The organism is Pseudomonas sp. SHLD1 (assembly GCF_028640935.1).
GTDB classification, from domain to species: Bacteria; Pseudomonadota; Gammaproteobacteria; order Pseudomonadales; family Pseudomonadaceae; genus Chryseomonas; species Chryseomonas aestiva.
In genome coordinates, this window is record NZ_JAQZAD010000023.1 from 536611 (window position 1) to 552542 (window position 15932).

Sequence of the window (15932 nt, forward strand, 5' to 3'; positions counted from 1 at the left end):
AACGGCGCGCCCGGGTCTCTCCCAGCAATGTCCTGCTCCTGGAGACCCGCGGCCATGTCCAAGATCCTCGCCTGCCTCGACGGCTCGGCCGTCAGCGCCGCCGTCTGCGACTTCGCCGCCTGGGCCGGCACCACCCTGGATGCCCCGCTCACCCTGCTGCACGTGCTGGATCAGCGCCGCTTTCCGCGACCGGGCCAGGCCACGCCGCCCCTGCTGGTCAACCGCGAGCACCTGCTGACCGAGCTGGCGGCGCTGGATGCCCAGCGCGGCACCCTGGCGGAAGACCAGGGTCGGCTGCTGCTCGATGCGGCCCAGCTGCGGGTGGAGGAGCAGCAGGCGCGCTGCGCCGGGGCCGTGCTGCAGCATGGTGACCTGATAGGTTCGCTGGAAAGTCTGCAGGAGGATTTCGACCTCATCGTGCTGGGCCGCCAGGGCGAGGACAGTCCGCCCAAGCGACTGATCGGCCGCCACCTGGAAAGCGCCATCCGCCTCCTGCATCGCCCCCTGCTGGTGGCCGGCCACCTGTTCGTCAAACCCAGCGGCGTGCTGCTGGCCTACGATGACAGCAACAGCGCGCGCAAGGCGGTGACCTGGGTGGCCACCTGCCGGCTGTTCGACGGCCTGGCCTGCCATCTGGTGACCGTCGGCCGCGACCGCGAAGAACGCCGCGCCGCCCTCGCCCGCGCCGCCGACGAACTCAGGGCCCGGGGCCGCACGGTCACCACCGCCATTACCGACGGCGACGTGGAACTGGGCCTCGAGCGCTATCGCAAGCAGCACGGCCTGGAACTGGTGGTGATGGGCGCCTTCGGCCACTCCCGCCTGCGCCACTTCTTCATGGGCAGCAACACCCGCAACATGCTGGAAGCCGCCGGCAGTGCGCTGATCGTGGTGCGCTAGCGCAGGCTGCGCCGCCTAGAAATCCACCCGCCCGCGACTGGCCTTGAGGCCGCTGCGGCGCGACTTGCCTTCCAGGCGGCGCTGCTTGGAGCCGTAGGTGGGCTTGGTCGGACGCCGCGGCTTTTCCTGGACATTGGCCGTGGCGATCAGCGCGGCCAGGCGTTCCAGGGCGTCGGCGCGATTCTGTTCCTGGGTGCGGTATTGCTGTGCCTTGATCACCACCACGCCGTCGCGGCTGATACGGCCGTCGCGCAGCCCCAGCAGCCGCTCCTTGAGCGCTTCCGGCAGCGACGAGGCCTGGATGTCGAATCTCAGGTGGACGGCGCTGGAGACCTTGTTGACGTTCTGCCCGCCCGCGCCCTGGGCGCGAACCGCAGTGAGCTGGATTTCCTGCTCGGGCAGCGTCAGATGCTCGTCGATGACCAGACTCACGCCGGGTGCGCGCCGCGGCTGAGCCAGGCGTCCAGCAGCGGTTCCAGTTCCTCCAGCGGCTGGTAGCCGTTGGTGACCAGCGCCAGTTGGCCGTCACGCTCGGCCAGCAGCGTGGGGAAGCCGGCGATACCCAGATTCAAGGCCCAGTCGAAGTCGGCCTGGGTCGCCTGGTGCGCCGGCTCGCCGTCGAACAGCGGCGCGAATTCGATGCGCGGCAGGCCACAGGCTTCGGCCAGCTCCACCAGCAGCGCCGGCTGGGTAACGTCGCGGGCCTCGACATAGAAGGCCCGCTGGATACGCTTGGCCAGTGGCCAGACGGCCTCTTCGTCGAGCTGGCGGGCGGCGACCAGGGCGCGGCAGGCCGGCTCGGTGTCGTACACCAGGCCTTCCGGCGGCCCCTGGTCCAGGGCGAAGGGCTGGCCAGTGGTCTCCTGCACCGCCTGCCAGTAGGCCAGGGTGCGCACCCGGCTGGCGGTGTCCTGGGCCACCCGCTCGCGACGCAGGCCGCCCACGACCAGGTGCAGGGGAATGCCCTGGGCGGCCGCTCGCTCGGCCAGGCGCTCGACCACCGGCGCGAAGCCCCAGCACCAGGAGCACATGGGGTCCATCACATAGAGCAGGCGACCGGACATCCTAGGCCTCCTCGGGGCTGGGCAGGGCGTTCAGCCGCGGATCGCGGCCGATGGGATGGGGTTCGTTGCGCAGGCGCGCGAGCTCGATCTGCTTCTGCCGCTCGCGGGCGCCGGCGCGGGTCTTTTCCGACAGCGAATCCCAGCAGTGCGGGCAACTGATGCCGGGGCTGTAATGCGCTGACTGCATGTCTTCCGGCGAGACCGGCGTGCGGCAGGCATGGCACTGGTCATAGACCCCTTCGGCGAGATCATGGGTCACGGTCACCCGGTTGTCGAAGACGAAGCACTCGCCTTCCCAGCGCGACTCGGCCGCGGGCACCTCTTCGAGGTACTTGAGGATGCCGCCCTTGAGGTGGAAGACCTCGGGAAAGCCTTCCTGCAGCATGAAGCTCGACGCCTTCTCGCAGCGGATGCCGCCGGTGCAGAACATGGCGACCTTCCTGTGCCGGGCCGGATCGAAGTGCTCGCGAACATAGGCCGGGAAATCGCGAAAGCTCTTGGTCTGGGGATCGATGGCACCCTTGAAGCTGCCGATGCCCACCTCGTAGTCGTTGCGGGTGTCGATCACCAGCACCTCGGGATCGTCCACCAGGGCGTTCCAGTCCCGGGGTTCGACATAGGTACCCACGCGGCGGTTGGGATCGACGCCGGGCACGCCCAGGGTGACGATCTCCTTCTTCAGCTTGACCTTGGTGCGATAGAAGGGCTGCTCGGCGCAGTAAGATTCCTTGTGGTCGATGTCGACCAGGCGCGCGTCGGCGCGCAGCCAGGCGAGCACGGCATCGATGCCTTCGCGGCTGCCGGAGACGGTGCCGTTGATGCCTTCCTGGGCCAGCAGCAGAGTGCCCTTGACGTCATGGGCCAGGAGGGTCTGCAGGAGGGGTTCACGCAATTGGACGTAGTCGTCCAGGGTGACGAACTTGTACAAGGCCGCCACGACAATCTTGTCGGTCATCTTCGAGTTCCCAGGGGTCGCCCTCGCAAAGGGCGGACCGGTTAGACGAAAACGCCGGCAAGGGTGCCGGCGCGGTCAAATTTTAACCAATTAGCGCGGTGCTGAACAATGGCGCCCTGAGATCAGCCCGCCAGGTCGTGCTTGCTGCCGCCGCGGCAGGTGGGCGAATCCGGTGCCTGGCCCTGGGCCGCCCACTCTTCGGGGGTATAGGTGTGCAGCGCCAGGGCATGGAACTGGCCCATGAGTTCGCCCAAGGTGCCATAGACCTTCTGGTGGCGCTTCACCGCGTTGAGGCTGGCGAAGTGCTCGCTGACCACCACCGCCTTGTAGTGGGTCTCCTGACCGCGGCTGTGCATGTGGCTCTCGTCCAGCACCTCCAGGTGCTCGGGTTGCAACAGGCCCAGGCTGGACTGGATACGTTCGCGCATGCTCATGGGGATACCTCGACTGTGAGAGGGGTCATTCTAGCGAGCCTGGGCGCCGCCCGGAAACGACAAAGCCCGGAACGGGTCCGGGCCTTGGGGCAAGGCTGAATCAGCGCTTGGCGGGCGGGGGTGCGTTCTCGGCACCGGCCGGCGGCTTCACGCCCAGCTCCTTGTCCATCTCGGCGAGGATGCCGTTGACCTTGGGTACCGCCTGCTCCAGCTTGGCCTGGGTCAGCTGGGCGGACTGCGCCGACAGGCGCGGCAGGGTGGCGATCATCTTCTTGCCCAGATCGGACTGGTAGAACTTGATCAGGCCCTCCAGCTCGTCTTCGGTGAAGTTGTCGGTGTACAGCTTGACCATCTCGGGCTTGATCTTTTCCCAGCCGATGGTGCTGTCCAGCGCCTGGTTGGCGCGGGCGGTGTAGCTTTCCAGCACGGCTTTCTTGGCCGGCGACTTGGCCTGCTCGAAGTGCTGGGCGAAGAGCTGCTGGACCTGGGCGTAGACCGGCGTGGTCAGCTTGTCGGCGTTGGCCAGCTTGAGAAAGCGCTCCGCGTCGGCCGCGTGGCTCTTGGCATCGGCCAGGGCGAAGCTGCTGGCGCTGGCGAGCACAACGACGGCGCCAAGCGTACGGAGGGTCTTCTTCATGGGCATCCTTCAGGAGGCTGAAAATGGACCGCGAGTGTGCCACAGAGCGGCTGAACCTGGCCTGAACTTATCGAGGACCGCCGTAAAGTTGAGAATACTTCCCATTTGGGAACCCTGGCGCTAACCTGCTGCCCAAGTTAGCTGGACCCACACTTCTATATGCGGAGACCGCCATGAGCCGTACCGAAACCGATAGCATCGGCCCCATCGAAGTAGCCGACGACGTCTACTGGGGTGCCCAGACCCAGAGATCGCTGGAGAACTTCGCCATCGGCAACCAGCAGATGCCGCTGGCGGTGGTGCATGCCCTGGCGACGGTGAAGAAGGCGGCCGCACGGGTCAACCTGCGCCTTGGCGAACTGCCGGAAGACGTCGCCACCCTGATCGAGAAGGCCAGCAGCGAGATCCTCGACGGCTTCCACGATGACCAGTTTCCCCTGGTGGTCTGGCAGACCGGCAGCGGCACCCAGAGCAACATGAACGTCAACGAGGTCATCGCCGGGCGCAGCAACGAACTGGCCGGCAACGGCATGGGCGGCAAGCAGCCGGTCCATCCCAACGATCACGTCAATCGCGGCCAGAGCTCCAATGACTGCTTTCCCACCGCCATGCACATTGCCACCGCCCTGGCGGTACAGAACGACCTGCTGCCGGCCATCGCCGAGCTGTCGGGCGGCCTGGCGCTGCAATCGGCGCGCTACCAGAACCTGGTCAAGACCGGTCGTACCCACATGATGGATGCCACCCCGGTGACCTTCGGCCAGGAGCTGTCGGCCTTCGTCGCCCAGCTGGATCTGGCCGAGCGCGCCATCCGCAACGCCCTGCCGGCGGTCATGGAACTGGCCCAGGGCGGCACCGCCGTGGGCACCGGTCTCAATGCGCCCAAGGGCTTCGACGAAGCCATCGCCAAGGAAATCGCCGAACTCACCGGCCTGCCCTTCGTCACCGCACCGAACAAGTTCGCCGCCCTCGCCGGCCATGAACCGCTGGTGGCCCTGCACGGTGGTCTCAAGACCCTGGCCGTGGCGCTGATGAAGATCGCCAACGACCTGCGCCTGCTGGGCTCCGGTCCGCGCGCCGGTTTCGCCGAGGTGAAGCTGCCGGCCAACGAACCGGGCAGCTCCATCATGCCGGGCAAGGTCAACCCGACCCAGTGCGAGGCCCTGTCGATGCTGGCCTGCCAGGTGATCGGCAACGATGTCACCGTCGGCTTCGCAGCCAGCCAGGGCCATCTGCAGCTCAACGTCTACAAGCCGGTGATCGCCCACAACGTGCTGGAATCCATCCGCCTGCTGGCCGATGGCAGCCGCAACTTCAACACCCACTGCGTCACCGGCATGGAGCCGGACGAGCACAAGATGGCCGAGCACCTGGAACAGGGGCTGATGCTGGTGACGGCGCTCAATCCGCACATCGGCTACGACAAGGCCGCCGAGATCGCCAAGAAGGCCTATGCCGAGAACAAGACCCTGCGCGCCGCCGCGCTGGAGCTTGGCTATCTGACCGACGAGCAGTTCGATCAGTGGGTACGCCCGGAAACCATGCTGGAAGCCGGTGGCCGTGGGTGAGGCCCGCGGCGCCACGCCGCTAGAGGGAGATGGCCGGCGCCTGCTGGTCATCCAGGGCAATCCCAAGCGCACCAGTTTCTGCCAGTCGCTGGCAGACGCCTATGTCCTGGGCGCCCAGGCCAGCGGCCAGGTGGTGCGCCAGCTCAAACTGGCCGACGCCCAGTTCGATCCGGTGCTGCGCGAGGGCTATGACCTCTCCCAGACGCTGGAGCCGGACCTGCTGGAAGCCCAGCGCCAGATCCACTGGGCGGAGCACCTGGTATTCATCTACCCAGTGTGGTGGAACGGCCTGCCAGCGGTGCTGGCGGGCTTTCTCGAACGCGTCCTGCAACCGGGCTTCGCCTTTGCCCAGCGCGACCAGACCTGGGGCGGCGAGCCTCTGCTGACCGGCCGCAGCGCCGAGTTGCTGGTCACCTCCGACACCCCACCTTCTCCCTGGCAGCGCCTGCGCAACCAGGCCCCCCATCGCCAGGGCATTCAGGAAGGCCTCGAGGCCTGTGGCATCCAGGTGCTGCAGGTTCATGAGTACTCGCCGGTGCGGGCGGCGGACGAGGAACAGCGGCTGCGCTGGTTGCAGGAAGTGGAGCGGTTGGGGCGCAACGAGTAGTCCAGCCAGGCGCCTTTGCAAGTTGGGTGGAGCGCCAGCGAAGCCCAACAGCAACTCGATACCGGCCTTGTTGGGCTTCGGCGATAGAGCTGTCTCAACCCAACCTACGGGTCTACCGCGGCCAGTCAAGGCCTGAGCTCCGGGCATAACCAAAGCGCCTTTTATTCTTTCTCCCGCGGATCAACCGCCGGCACTATCAACGCTCCCCTTTCTCCCGCGGAGCACCGCCATGACCCGCTATCTCATCCTTCCCGGCTGGCAAGGCTCCGGCCCCGATCACTGGCAGAGCCACTGGCAGCGCCGCTTGCCGGATGCCCGGCGGGTCGAACAGGAGGACTGGCAACATCCCGATCCGCAGCGCTGGGTCGCCGCCCTGGATGCGGCCATCGCCCAGGCCGGCGCCCCGGTGGTGCTGATCGCCCATAGCCTGGGCTGCGTGACCGTCGCCCGTTGGGCGGCCGTTGCCCCGGTGGCGCGCCGGCAGCGGGTGCTGGCGGCCTTGCTGGTGGCACCGGCCGACGTCGAGCGCCCGGGTTGCCCGGCGGAACTCATGGGTTTTGCGCCCTTGCCGCGGCAGCCACTGCCCTTCCCTTCCAGAATAGTGACCTCGGACAACGACCACGCCATCAGCCTCCTCCGGGCCGAAGTCCTGGCCCAGGCCTGGGGCAGCGAGTTGGACATCCTCCCGGGTGCCGGCCATATCAACACCCGCTCCGGGCACCGGCAGTGGGAAGAAGGCCTGATCCATCTGGCGAAGCTGGGGTCGAGCCAGGGCCTGCGCGTCGCCTGATCCCTGCCCTTCCGAATCTTTCACGACGCCCCGGCCCCAGGCGCTTCCCTGGCTCAGTCGGGGCGTTGGCGTTTTTGCCCTCTCGAACCTGGAATACCCTGGGCTTAGCTGCGCTCAACCCAATCCGCGCCCTCGCGCTCACCCGTAGGTTGGTTGAGCGCCAGCGAAGCCCAACGCCCCGAGGCCCCAACAAAAAACCCGCCACCAGGGCGGGTTTGCTCACCACCAGATCCCATCACAGCTTGGCGATGGACACCTCGGTGGATTTGACGAAGGCGATCACCTCGCTGCCCACCACCAGCTCCAGCTCCTTGACCGAGCGGGTGGTGATGACGGAGGTGACGATGCCGGCGGCGGTCTGGACGTCGATCTCGGAGAGCACCGAGCCCTCGATGATTTCCTTGATGGTGCCCTTGAACTGGTTGCGAACGTTGATGGCCTTGATGGTCATGGCAGAACTCCTCGGATGTACGATCAGTAGGCCCAGCGCAGTTGCGTGGGCAGGGGTTGCACGATTTCGGGTAGATCGGGGTTGAGCGGTTGCTGCAGCACCCGGGCCAGCACCTCGGCTTCCAGGCGGGCCAGCTGGGCGTCGCCGGCGGCCCGGGGGCGTGCCAGGTTGACGTCGAGATCTAGGCCGACATGGCCGTCTTCGATGAGTACCACGCGGTCGGCCAGGGCCACCGCCTCGCCCACGTCATGGGTCACCAGCAGCACTGTGAAGCCATGACGCTGCCAGAGGCCTTCGATGAGCTGCTGCATCTCGATGCGGGTCAGGGCATCCAGGGCGCCCAGCGGTTCGTCCAGCAGCAGCAGGCGCGGCTGGTGGATCAGGGCGCGGGCCAGGGCCACCCGCTGCTTCTGGCCGCCGGACAGCGCCGAGGGCCACTCCTGCGCGCGATCGGCCAGGCCGACCGCCGCCAGGGCTTCCAGCGCCCGCGGTTTCCAGTCACCCCTGAGGCCCAGGCCAACGTTGTCGATGATGCGTTTCCAGGGCAGCAGGCGTGCGTCCTGGAACATCAGCCGGGTGTCTTCGCGGTGCTCCGCCAGGGGCTCGTCCTGCCCCAGCAGGGTGCCGCCACTGGCGCGGTCGAGACCGGCCACCAGGCGCAGCAGGGTGCTCTTGCCGCAGCCACTGCGGCCCACCACGGCGACGAACTGGCCGGCCGGGATCTCCAGATCGATCCCATGGAGCACGGTGCGCTCGCCAAAGGTCTTGACCACCTGTTGCAGCTTCAGGGCGATGCCGCGCGAGAGCGGCGGAACGGCTTGCAGACTGGTCATGCGCGGGCTCCCTTCTGATAGGCCGGGTGCCAGCGCAGCCAGGCACGCTCCAGGCCGCGGGCGGCGAGATCCGCCAGCTTGCCGAGGATGGCGTAGAGCAGGATGGCCAGCACCACGATGTCGGTTTGCAGGAATTCCCGGGCGTTCATTGCCAGGTAGCCGATGCCGGAACTGGCGGAAATGGTCTCGGCGACGATCAGCGTCAGCCACATCAGGCCGAGGGCGAAGCGCACCCCCACCAGGATGGCCGGCAAGGCGCCCGGCAGCACCACGTGCCAGAACAGCCGCGCCCCGGAGAGGCCGTAGCTGCGGGCCATCTCCACCAGCGCCGGATCGACGTTGCGGATGCCATGGTAGGTGTTGAGGTAGATGGGGAAGAACACCCCCAGGGCCACCAGGAACAGCTTGGCCGACTCGTCGATGCCGAACCAGAGGATCACCAGCGGGATCAGCGCCAGGTGCGGCACGTTGCGCACCATCTGCAAGGTGCTGTCGAGCAGCCGCTCGCCCCATTTCGACAGCCCGGTGATGAAGCCCAGCGCCAGGCCGATGCTGCCGCCGATGGCGAAGCCGATGCCGGCGCGCCAGCCGCTGATGGCCAGGTGTTGCCAGAGTTCACCGCTCTTGACCAGGCTCCACCCCGCTTCCAGTACCGCCGCCGGCGACGGCAGGATGCGACTGGACAGCAGGCCGCTGCTGACCGCCAGCTGCCAGGCGACGATCAGGGCCACTGGCACCACCCAGGGCGCCAGGCGCTGCAGTTGACGTTCGGTCGTGCTGTTCATGTCGGCCCCCTCAGCTCTGCGCCGCTTTCTGCGGCAGGATGTCGTTGGCCACCATCTCGCCGAAGGGACTCACGTAGTTGGCGCCTTCCACCTGGGTCGGTCGCTTGACCGGCAGGTGCGGGAACAGCAGCTCCGCCACCCGATAGGACTCCTCCAGGTGCGGGTAGCCGGAAAAGATGAAGGTATCGATGCCCAGGGCGGCGTATTCCTTGACCCGCGCGGCCACGGTGGGACCGTCGCCGACCAGCGCGGTCCCGGCACCGCCCCGCACCAGGCCGACACCGGCCCAGAGGTTGGGAGCGATCTCCAGCTTGTCGCGACGGCCCCCGTGCAGGGCCGCCATGCGCTGCTGGCCGACGGAATCGAAGCGGGCGAAGGCGGCCTGGGCCTTTTCGATGGTGGCATCGTCCAGGTTGGCGATCAGCCGGTCGGCGGCCCGCCAGGCCTCTTCATTGGTCTCGCGGACGATCACGTGCAGACGGATGCCGAAGCGTACCGTGCGGCCCTGGGCGGCGGCCTTGGCCCTGACCGCCTCGATCTTCTCGCGCACCGCGTCCAGGGGCTCGCCCCAGGTCAGGTAGAGCTCCACCTGCTCGGCGGCCAGGTCCTGGGCGGCATCGGAGGAACCGCCGAAGTACAGCGGCGGGCGCGGTTGCTGCAGCGGCGGATAGAGCAGCTTGGCGCCCTTCACCTGGATGTGCTTGCCGTCGTAGTCCACCGTCTCGCCTTCCAGCACGCGACGCCAGATGCGGGTGAACTCCACCGAGGCTTCGTATCTTTCGCTGTGGGACAGGTGCAGGCCATCACCGGCCAGTTCGTCCGGATCGCCGCCGGTGACCAGGTTGAACAGCGCCCGGCCGCCGGAGAGGCGATCCAGGGTGGCCGCCTGCCGCGCTGCCACGGTGGGCGAGATGATCCCGGGGCGCAAGGCCACCAGGAACTTGAGTTTCTGGGTGACCGGGATCAGCGAGGCGGCCACCAGCCAGGAATCCTCGCAACTGCGGCCGGTGGGGATCAGCACCCCGCCGAAGCCCAGGCGGTCGGCGGCCTGGGCGACCTGGGCCAGGTAGCCGTGGTCGACGGCGCGGGCGCCTTCGGCGGTACCCAGGTAGTGGCCATCGCCGTGGGTCGGCAGGAACCAGAAGATATCGAGACTCATGGGGACTTTCTCCAGCAGGCGAAATCAGGGTTGGGCGGCAGCGGTCCGCAGACCGGCGGGTGGGGTCCACACCACGTCGCGGATGACCAACGGCTTGGGAATCAACTTGAGGGCGGCGAAGGCGTCGGCGATCTTCTGCTGCTGCGCGGCCACCTCGGGACTGATGAACCGGGCGCCATAGCCCTGGCGCTTGACCACCCGCTCGGCGGTGTCCAGCGGCAGGTTCAGCAGCGGCGCCACCTGGGCGGCGACTTCATCCGGGTGGGCCTTGGCCCACTCACCCACCGAACGCACCTCGTCGACGATGGCACCGACCTGTTCGGGATGGGCCGTGGCGAAGCTTCGGGTGGCCAGATAGAACTGGTGGTTGTCGGCCAGGCCGGTGGCATCGGTCAGGGTGCGCGCCTGCAACTGGGTCTCGGCGGCGGCCTGGTAGGGATCCCAGATCACCCAGGCATCCACCGCGCCGCGTTCGAAGGCGGCGCGGGCATCGGCGGGCGGCAGGTAGACCGGCTGGATGTCCTTGTAGGCGATGCCGGCCTTGGCCAGCGCCTGCACCAGCAGGTAGTGGACGTTGGAGCCCTTGTTCAGGGCGATCTTCTTGCCCTTGAGATCATTCAGCGACTGGATGGGTGAATCCTTGGGCACCAGGATGGCTTCGCTGGTGGGCGCCGGCGGCTCGTGGGCCACATAGACCAGGTCGGCGCCGGCGGCCTGGGCGAACACCGGCGGGGTCTCCCCGGTCACGCCGAAGTCGATGCTGCCGACGTTGAGGCCTTCCAGCAGCTGCGGGCCGCCGGGGAATTCGGTCCACTGCACCTTGACGCCGTCCTTGGCCAGGCGCTGCTCCAGGGTGCCGCGGGCCTTGAGGGTGATCAGGGTGCCGTACTTCTGGTAGCCGATGCGTACCGTCTCTTGCGCCTGGGCCAGGCCGGCGGCCAGTGTCAGCATGGAAACGGCGAGCAGCGAACGCGTGAAGGAGAACTGCATGACTAACGCTCCTGGTCAGATGCCCCAGCGCGCCTGGCCGATGCGATCGGCCAGCAGCTCGGGGGTCAGGGGTTGGGGACGCCGCACCAGGGCCGCGTGAAATTGTTCGAGGGATTCGTGCAGGCGCTGCTCCAGCGCCGGGGTCAGGGCGACCCCGGTCTCGGTGTAGCTGACCTGGCTGTCGTCGGCGAAGACGCCGTTAAGGATTTCCTGGGCCTTGAGCGCCGAGAGCACCGGCTTCAGCGCGTAGTCGATGGCCAGCAGGTGACCGCTGGAGCCGGCGGTGGCCAGCGGCAGCACCACCTTGAGTGCCAGGGCGCGTTCGGGCAGCAGGTCCAGCAGCGTCTTGAGGGCGCCGGCCAGGGAGGCCTTGTACACCGGGGTGGCGATCACCAGGCCATCGGCGGCCTGCAGCTGGGCGATCAGTTCCACCACTGGCGGGCTGTCGAAACGGGCGCCGATGAGGTCGGCGGCGGGAAAGTCCTGGATGCGCCAGCGGGACAGTTCCACGCCGCGCCCCTGCAGCCAGTTCGCTGCCAGATCCAGCACGCCGCTGGAGCGCGACCGCGCTGCCGGACTGCCCGCCAAAGTCACCACCTGCATCGCCGTCTCCTAGAGAAAAAAGAGCGGTGTCGCGCCGCTCGAAAAAGGAATGAGCGGACCTTAGCAGCGGGTGTTTATTCCCTAAAAATACCCTTTCGGCACTTGGTTATAACCAGAAAAACAAAACCCCGGCCTGGGCCGGGGTCTGGTTGTCGCAGGAGATTTCAGCGATTCGGCTGGGGCGTCAGGCGCAGATAGGGTTTCACCGCGGTGTAGCCCTTGGGGAAGCGCCGCTTGAGTTCTTCCTCGTCCTTGAGCGACGGCACGATGACCACGTCGTCGCCATCCTTCCAGTTGCCCGGGGTCGCTACCTTGTGGTTGTCGGTGAGCTGCAGGGAATCGATCACCCGCAGGATCTCGTCGAAGTTGCGCCCGGTGCTGGCCGGATAGGTGATCGACAGCCGCACCTTCTTCTGCGGATCGATGATGAACAGCGAGCGCACGGTGAGGGTGTCGTTGGCGTTGGGGTGAATCATGTCGTAGAGGGTCGAGACGCTGCGATCGGCGTCGGCCAGGATCGGAAAGCCCACGGCGGTGGCCTGGGTTTCCTCGATGTCCTTGATCCAGCCCTGGTGCGATTCCAGGCCGTCCACCGAGAGGGCGATCACCTTGACGTCGCGCTTGGCGAATTCGTCCTTGAGCTTGGCGGTGAGGCCCAGTTCGGTGGTGCAGACCGGGGTGAAGTCGGCCGGATGGGAGAAGAGCACGCCCCAGCTGTCGCCCAGCCACTCGTGGAAGCGGATGCGACCCAGGCTGGAATCCTGTTGGAAATCGGGGGCGATGTCGCCCAGACGGATGGTCATTGGCAGTTCTCCTGATGCAGGTAGGGATAGCGGCACTATGCCGCCCACCAGAGTGGGCGGGAAAGATCGGATCACGCTGTGGTTATAACGCGAAAGCCGACCCCTCCTGGGCCATCCCACGATCGCGACGCCATGTGCCGCGTGATCACCCTCACAATTCCGTCGCGCTTTTTCCACCCGGGCGCAGCGCCCGCTAGGGTGCTACACCTAAGGAAGATCGACGGACCGCAATTCGGCCGAGCGGGGCAACCCGCAGCGCTCGCCATGGTCTGTAGGCAAGACGAGGAGGAGATTCTCATGTTCGGCAAACGCAATGACGACCCGGGTGCCAGCACCCATTTCCGTAGCGAGCGCGTCAGCGTGGTCAACGGCCAGTTTTTCTTCACCACCCGCGAAGGCACCCTGGAAGGCCCCTTCTTCAGCCGCGAGGAAGCCCTCAACCAGATCGATCGCTATGTCGAGCGGCTGCAAACCTCCGAGGGCCTGATGCGCCAATCCGTCAGCAACGTCTGACCGGCTGCCCCTGATCCATTAGACTGCGCGCCCTGATCTCCAGGCCGCGCCGCTCATGACCGACTTCCAGCACGCCCAGCTCGACTGGGATGCCTCCGGGCAACCCCTCTCCCGTACCTTTGGCGATGTCTACTTTTCCCGCGCCAGCGGCCTGGAAGAGACGCGCTACGTCTTCCTGCAGCAGAATCGCCTGGCCGAACGCTTCGCCGCGCTGGCGGCAGGAGAAGTCTTCACCATAGGCGAGACGGGCTTCGGCACCGGCCTCAATTTCCTCTGCGCCTGGCAACTCTTCGCCGTCCAGGCACCCAGGGCTGCGCGCCTGCATTTCGTCAGTGTCGAGCGCTTCCCCTTGACCGCCACCGATCTCGCTCAGGCGCTGACCCTCTGGCCGGAACTCGCCCCCTACAGCGCGGCGCTGCAGCGGCAGTACCAGGCCATCCACCCGGGTTTCCAGCGGCTGATTCTGGACGACGGGCGCGTCACCCTGACCCTGCTGGTCGGTGATGTGCTGGAGCGCCTGCCCGAACTGGATGCCCGTTGCGATGCCTGGTTCTTGGACGGCTTCGCCCCGGCCAAGAATCCCGAGATGTGGACGCCCGCGCTGTTTGCCGAACTGGCGCGGCTGTCCCGCGCCGGTACCACCCTGGCGACCTTCACCTGCGCCGGCTTCGTCCGCCGCGGCCTGAACGAGGCCGGCTTCGCCATGGCCAAGGTGCCCGGCTTCGGCCACAAGCGGGAGATGCTGGCCGGCGCCCTGGAACGCCCGGTCATCCCGGCCGCCGTGCCCTGGTATGCCCGCCCCCCGCGTCCCCAGGGCCCGCGCACGGCGCTGGTCATAGGCGCCGGCCTGGCCGGTTGCGCCACCGCTGCCAGTCTCGCGCGTCGCGGCTGGCAGGTCAGGGTCGTCGAGCGCCACGGGGCGCCCGCCCAGGAAGCCTCCGGCAATCCCCAGGGGGTGCTCTATCTCAAGCTGTCGGCCCATGACACCCCGCTCAGCCGGCTGATCCTCGATGGCTTCGGCCTGACCCTGCGCGAATTGCAGGCCCTGCCGACGGGCGCGGCCTGGTCACCCTGCGGGGTGCTGCAACTGGCGCCGACGGACAAGGACGCCCAGCGGCAGGCGCAATTGGCGGCGCACTTCCCCGCCGATCTGCTGCACCCGCTGGACAGGGAAGCCGCCAGCGACAAGGCCGGAATCGGCCTGACGGCGGGCGGCCTGTTCTTTCCGGAAGGGGGCTGGGTGCATCCGCCTGCCCTGTGCGCGCACTGGCTGACCCATCCCAATATCGAGCTGGTCACCCATACCGAGGTGACCGCCCTGCAGCGAACCGAGCAGGGCTGGCAGGCCAGCACCCAGAGTGCGCCGCTGGCGGCGACGGTGGTCGTGGTGGCCAGTGCCGCCCAGGCCAGGACGCTGCTACCTGAGCTGCCACTCAAGGCGATCCGTGGGCAATTGTCCGCGCTGCCGGAAACCCCCGACAGCCAGGTGCTGGCGACCGTGGTGTGCGGCGAAGGCTATCTCGCGCCGGCCCGTGACGGGCGGCATTGCCTGGGCGCCAGCTTCGTCTTCGACCGGGACGACACCGAGCCCAGCCAGGCGGAACACCAGAGCAATCTGCAGCTGCTCGCCGAGCTGTCGCCCGAGCTGGCCACCCGCTACCAGGCCGAGGCACTCGACGGCCGCGTGGCCTTTCGCTGCACCTCGCCGGACTATCTGCCCCTGGTCGGGCCGGTCGTGGATGAAGTCGCCTTCGCCCGGCAGTATCAGGCGCTGGCCTACGACGCCCGCCAGGTGCCCGAGCGGGCGGCGCCCTGGCGTACGGGGCTCTACGTGAATCTGGCGCACGGTTCGCGCGGCCTGGTCACCACCCCGCTGGCCGCCGAACTGCTGGCGGCCTGGCTGGAGGACGAACCCCTGCCGGTGGCCCGCCGGGTGGCCGAAGCCTGCCACCCCACTCGCTTTCCCCTGCGCCGGCTGATCCGCGGCGGCTAGATGATCGCCAGCGGCGTCTTGCTTTGCGGCGGCGGAAAGGCACCGTCGAGCAGGGCGAAGTCTTCTTCGCTCAAGCGCAGATCCAGGGCCCGCGCATTCTCTTCGAGATGTCCGGCATCGCCTGCCTTGGGAATGGCGATCACGCCCGGCTGACGCAGCACCCAGGCCAGGGCGATCTGCGCCGGGGTGGCCTGATGCCGCTCGGCCAGGGTTGCCAGGGTGGGGTGCCGCAAGAGATCGCCACCCTGCCCCAGCGGACAATAGGCCATCACCGGCATCTGCTGACGCTGACTCCAGGGCAGCAGGTCATGCTCGATGCCGCGCTGCTCCAGGTTGTAGAGCACCTGGTTGGCGCTGCAGCGATCATCGTTCAATTCGAGCATGTCGCTGGTGTCGAGATTGGACACGCCCCAGTGGCGGATCTTGCCTTCGTCACGCAGCTTCTCCAGCGCCATGACCGTCTCGATCAGCGGCACCTGGCCGCGCCAGTGCAGCAGATAGAGGTCGATGACATCGGTACCCAGGCGTTTCAGGCTGCGTTCGCACGCCAGGGGCACGCCGGCTTCGGTGGCATTCTTCGGATAGAACTTGCTCACCAGGAACACTTCGTCGCGCCGTCCGGCGATGGCTTCGCCAACCAGTTCCTCGGCGCGGCCTTCGCCATACATCTCGGCGGTGTCGATCAGGGTGAGTCCCAGGTCCAGGCCCTGGCGCAGGGCGCTGACCTCCTGGCGATGCAGATCGGCGTTCTCGCCCATGCGCCAGGTTCCCTGGCCCAGCGCCGGAACGGTAGTGCCATCGGGCAAACGAACGGTTTGAGCGGTATTCATGGACGCATCCTTCTCTT

Annotated in this window: 19 protein-coding genes; 6 read left to right on the forward strand and 13 right to left on the reverse strand. The window is 67.4% G+C overall.

Features of this window, described 5'->3' with window-relative positions; translation table 11 throughout:
• Positions 1 to 54: 54 nt before the first annotated feature.
• Entirely contained in the window at positions 55 to 900 is an 846-nt protein-coding gene (locus PVZ77_RS18565; protein ID WP_273808006.1) for a universal stress protein, read from the forward strand.
• A 15-nt stretch (positions 901 to 915) separates the two neighbouring features.
• On the opposite strand, the gene arfB is transcribed toward PVZ77_RS18565, so the two are convergent.
• The 5 genes from arfB to PVZ77_RS18590 form a co-directional block, all read right to left on the reverse strand.
• Positions 916 to 1332 carry an alternative ribosome rescue aminoacyl-tRNA hydrolase ArfB gene (gene arfB, locus PVZ77_RS18570; RefSeq protein WP_405046252.1) on the reverse strand — a complete coding sequence of 139 codons (417 nt, stop codon included), beginning with the start codon at positions 1330 to 1332 and terminating at the stop codon, positions 916 to 918.
• The gene (locus PVZ77_RS18575) at positions 1329 to 1964 is read right to left on the reverse strand and encodes a DsbA family protein (protein WP_273808008.1); all 636 of its coding nucleotides are present in this window, start codon (positions 1962 to 1964) and stop codon (positions 1329 to 1331) included. Before PVZ77_RS18575 ends, arfB begins: the two co-directional genes overlap by 4 nt.
• A gap of 1 nt (position 1965) precedes the next feature.
• Positions 1966 to 2919 (reverse strand): oxygen-dependent tRNA uridine(34) hydroxylase TrhO, encoded by a 954-nt coding sequence (gene trhO / locus PVZ77_RS18580; RefSeq protein WP_273808010.1) that lies wholly within the window; start codon positions 2917 to 2919, stop codon positions 1966 to 1968.
• 122 nt (positions 2920 to 3041) lie between these two features.
• On the reverse strand, positions 3042 to 3353 hold the full coding sequence (locus tag PVZ77_RS18585) for a BolA family protein (protein ID WP_273808011.1): 312 nt from the start codon (positions 3351 to 3353) through the stop codon (positions 3042 to 3044).
• Positions 3354 to 3453: 100 nt separating this feature from the next.
• A complete protein-coding gene (locus PVZ77_RS18590) occupies positions 3454 to 3990 on the reverse strand; it encodes a DUF2059 domain-containing protein (RefSeq protein WP_133862822.1) in 537 nt (178 codons plus the stop codon).
• A gap of 173 nt (positions 3991 to 4163) precedes the next feature.
• Here PVZ77_RS18590 and PVZ77_RS18595 point away from each other — a divergent pair, with 173 nt between their 5' ends.
• The 3 genes from PVZ77_RS18595 (at position 4164) to PVZ77_RS18605 (ending at position 6955) form a co-directional block, all read left to right on the forward strand.
• On the forward strand, positions 4164 to 5558 hold the full coding sequence (locus PVZ77_RS18595) for a class II fumarate hydratase (protein ID WP_273808012.1): 1395 nt from the start codon (positions 4164 to 4166) through the stop codon (positions 5556 to 5558).
• Positions 5545 to 6165, forward strand: a complete 621-nt coding sequence (locus PVZ77_RS18600; RefSeq protein WP_273808013.1) for an NAD(P)H-dependent oxidoreductase — start codon at positions 5545 to 5547, stop codon at positions 6163 to 6165. Before PVZ77_RS18595 ends, PVZ77_RS18600 begins: the two co-directional genes overlap by 14 nt.
• A 229-nt stretch (positions 6166 to 6394) precedes the next feature.
• A complete protein-coding gene (locus PVZ77_RS18605; RefSeq protein WP_273808014.1) occupies positions 6395 to 6955 on the forward strand; it encodes an RBBP9/YdeN family alpha/beta hydrolase in 561 nt (186 codons plus the stop codon).
• 235 nt (positions 6956 to 7190) lie between these two features.
• Here the strand turns inward: PVZ77_RS18605 and PVZ77_RS18610 are convergent, their stop codons facing one another.
• The 7 genes from PVZ77_RS18610 to PVZ77_RS18640 all read right to left on the reverse strand — a co-directional run bounded on the left by PVZ77_RS18610 (position 7191) and on the right by PVZ77_RS18640 (position 12579).
• Entirely contained in the window at positions 7191 to 7406 is a 216-nt protein-coding gene (locus tag PVZ77_RS18610; protein ID WP_010795839.1) for a TOBE domain-containing protein, read from the reverse strand.
• A gap of 23 nt (positions 7407 to 7429) precedes the next feature.
• Complete coding sequence (gene ssuB, locus PVZ77_RS18615) at positions 7430 to 8239, reverse strand: aliphatic sulfonates ABC transporter ATP-binding protein (RefSeq protein WP_273808017.1); 810 nt, start codon at positions 8237 to 8239, stop codon at positions 7430 to 7432.
• Positions 8236 to 9024: an aliphatic sulfonate ABC transporter permease SsuC gene (gene ssuC / locus PVZ77_RS18620; protein WP_273808018.1), complete on the reverse strand. Its 789-nt coding sequence runs from the start codon at positions 9022 to 9024 to the stop codon at positions 8236 to 8238. The genes ssuB and ssuC overlap by 4 nt, the downstream gene beginning before the upstream one ends.
• Positions 9025 to 9034: 10 nt before the next feature.
• The gene (ssuD, locus tag PVZ77_RS18625; protein ID WP_273808019.1) at positions 9035 to 10183 is read right to left on the reverse strand and encodes an FMNH2-dependent alkanesulfonate monooxygenase; all 1149 of its coding nucleotides are present in this window, start codon (positions 10181 to 10183) and stop codon (positions 9035 to 9037) included.
• Between the two features lie 24 nt (positions 10184 to 10207).
• Positions 10208 to 11173: a sulfonate ABC transporter substrate-binding protein gene (locus PVZ77_RS18630; protein ID WP_273808020.1), complete on the reverse strand. Its 966-nt coding sequence runs from the start codon at positions 11171 to 11173 to the stop codon at positions 10208 to 10210.
• A gap of 15 nt (positions 11174 to 11188) precedes the next feature.
• Positions 11189 to 11776, reverse strand: a complete 588-nt coding sequence (ssuE, locus tag PVZ77_RS18635) for an NADPH-dependent FMN reductase (RefSeq protein WP_208692342.1) — start codon at positions 11774 to 11776, stop codon at positions 11189 to 11191.
• Positions 11777 to 11940: 164 nt separating this feature from the next.
• Positions 11941 to 12579, reverse strand: a complete 639-nt coding sequence (locus PVZ77_RS18640) for a peroxiredoxin (RefSeq protein WP_273808022.1) — start codon at positions 12577 to 12579, stop codon at positions 11941 to 11943.
• A gap of 297 nt (positions 12580 to 12876) precedes the next feature.
• On the opposite strand from PVZ77_RS18640, the gene PVZ77_RS18645 reads away from it, so the two are divergent.
• The gene (locus PVZ77_RS18645; RefSeq protein WP_273808023.1) at positions 12877 to 13092 is read left to right on the forward strand and encodes a DUF6316 family protein; all 216 of its coding nucleotides are present in this window, start codon (positions 12877 to 12879) and stop codon (positions 13090 to 13092) included.
• A gap of 55 nt (positions 13093 to 13147) precedes the next feature.
• On the forward strand, positions 13148 to 15085 hold the full coding sequence (gene mnmC, locus PVZ77_RS18650; RefSeq protein WP_273808025.1) for a bifunctional tRNA (5-methylaminomethyl-2-thiouridine)(34)-methyltransferase MnmD/FAD-dependent 5-carboxymethylaminomethyl-2-thiouridine(34) oxidoreductase MnmC: 1938 nt from the start codon (positions 13148 to 13150) through the stop codon (positions 15083 to 15085).
• Here mnmC and PVZ77_RS18655 read toward each other — a convergent pair.
• Entirely contained in the window at positions 15082 to 15915 is an 834-nt protein-coding gene (locus PVZ77_RS18655) for an aldo/keto reductase (protein ID WP_133862833.1), read from the reverse strand. The two genes, mnmC and PVZ77_RS18655, sit on opposite strands and share 4 nt — an antisense overlap.
• Positions 15916 to 15932: the final 17 nt, after the last annotated feature.

Coding starts and splice junctions, on each gene's coding strand:
- PVZ77_RS18565 (WP_273808006.1), top strand. CDS start 55: ATGTCCAAGATCCTCGCCTGCCTCGACGGCTCGGCCGTCAGCGCCGCC.
- PVZ77_RS18575 (WP_273808008.1), bottom strand. CDS start 1,964: ATGTCCGGTCGCCTGCTCTATGTGATGGACCCCATGTGCTCCTGGTGC.
- trhO (WP_273808010.1), bottom strand. CDS start 2,919: ATGACCGACAAGATTGTCGTGGCGGCCTTGTACAAGTTCGTCACCCTG.
- PVZ77_RS18585 (WP_273808011.1), bottom strand. CDS start 3,353: ATGAGCATGCGCGAACGTATCCAGTCCAGCCTGGGCCTGTTGCAACCC.
- PVZ77_RS18590 (WP_133862822.1), bottom strand. CDS start 3,990: ATGAAGAAGACCCTCCGTACGCTTGGCGCCGTCGTTGTGCTCGCCAGC.
- PVZ77_RS18595 (WP_273808012.1), top strand. CDS start 4,164: ATGAGCCGTACCGAAACCGATAGCATCGGCCCCATCGAAGTAGCCGAC.
- PVZ77_RS18605 (WP_273808014.1), top strand. CDS start 6,395: ATGACCCGCTATCTCATCCTTCCCGGCTGGCAAGGCTCCGGCCCCGAT.
- PVZ77_RS18610 (WP_010795839.1), bottom strand. CDS start 7,406: ATGACCATCAAGGCCATCAACGTTCGCAACCAGTTCAAGGGCACCATC.
- ssuB (WP_273808017.1), bottom strand. CDS start 8,239: ATGACCAGTCTGCAAGCCGTTCCGCCGCTCTCGCGCGGCATCGCCCTG.
- ssuC (WP_273808018.1), bottom strand. CDS start 9,024: ATGAACAGCACGACCGAACGTCAACTGCAGCGCCTGGCGCCCTGGGTG.
- ssuD (WP_273808019.1), bottom strand. CDS start 10,183: ATGAGTCTCGATATCTTCTGGTTCCTGCCGACCCACGGCGATGGCCAC.
- PVZ77_RS18630 (WP_273808020.1), bottom strand. CDS start 11,173: ATGCAGTTCTCCTTCACGCGTTCGCTGCTCGCCGTTTCCATGCTGACA.
- ssuE (WP_208692342.1), bottom strand. CDS start 11,776: ATGCAGGTGGTGACTTTGGCGGGCAGTCCGGCAGCGCGGTCGCGCTCC.
- PVZ77_RS18640 (WP_273808022.1), bottom strand. CDS start 12,579: ATGACCATCCGTCTGGGCGACATCGCCCCCGATTTCCAACAGGATTCC.
- PVZ77_RS18645 (WP_273808023.1), top strand. CDS start 12,877: ATGTTCGGCAAACGCAATGACGACCCGGGTGCCAGCACCCATTTCCGT.
- mnmC (WP_273808025.1), top strand. CDS start 13,148: ATGACCGACTTCCAGCACGCCCAGCTCGACTGGGATGCCTCCGGGCAA.
- PVZ77_RS18655 (WP_133862833.1), bottom strand. CDS start 15,915: ATGAATACCGCTCAAACCGTTCGTTTGCCCGATGGCACTACCGTTCCG.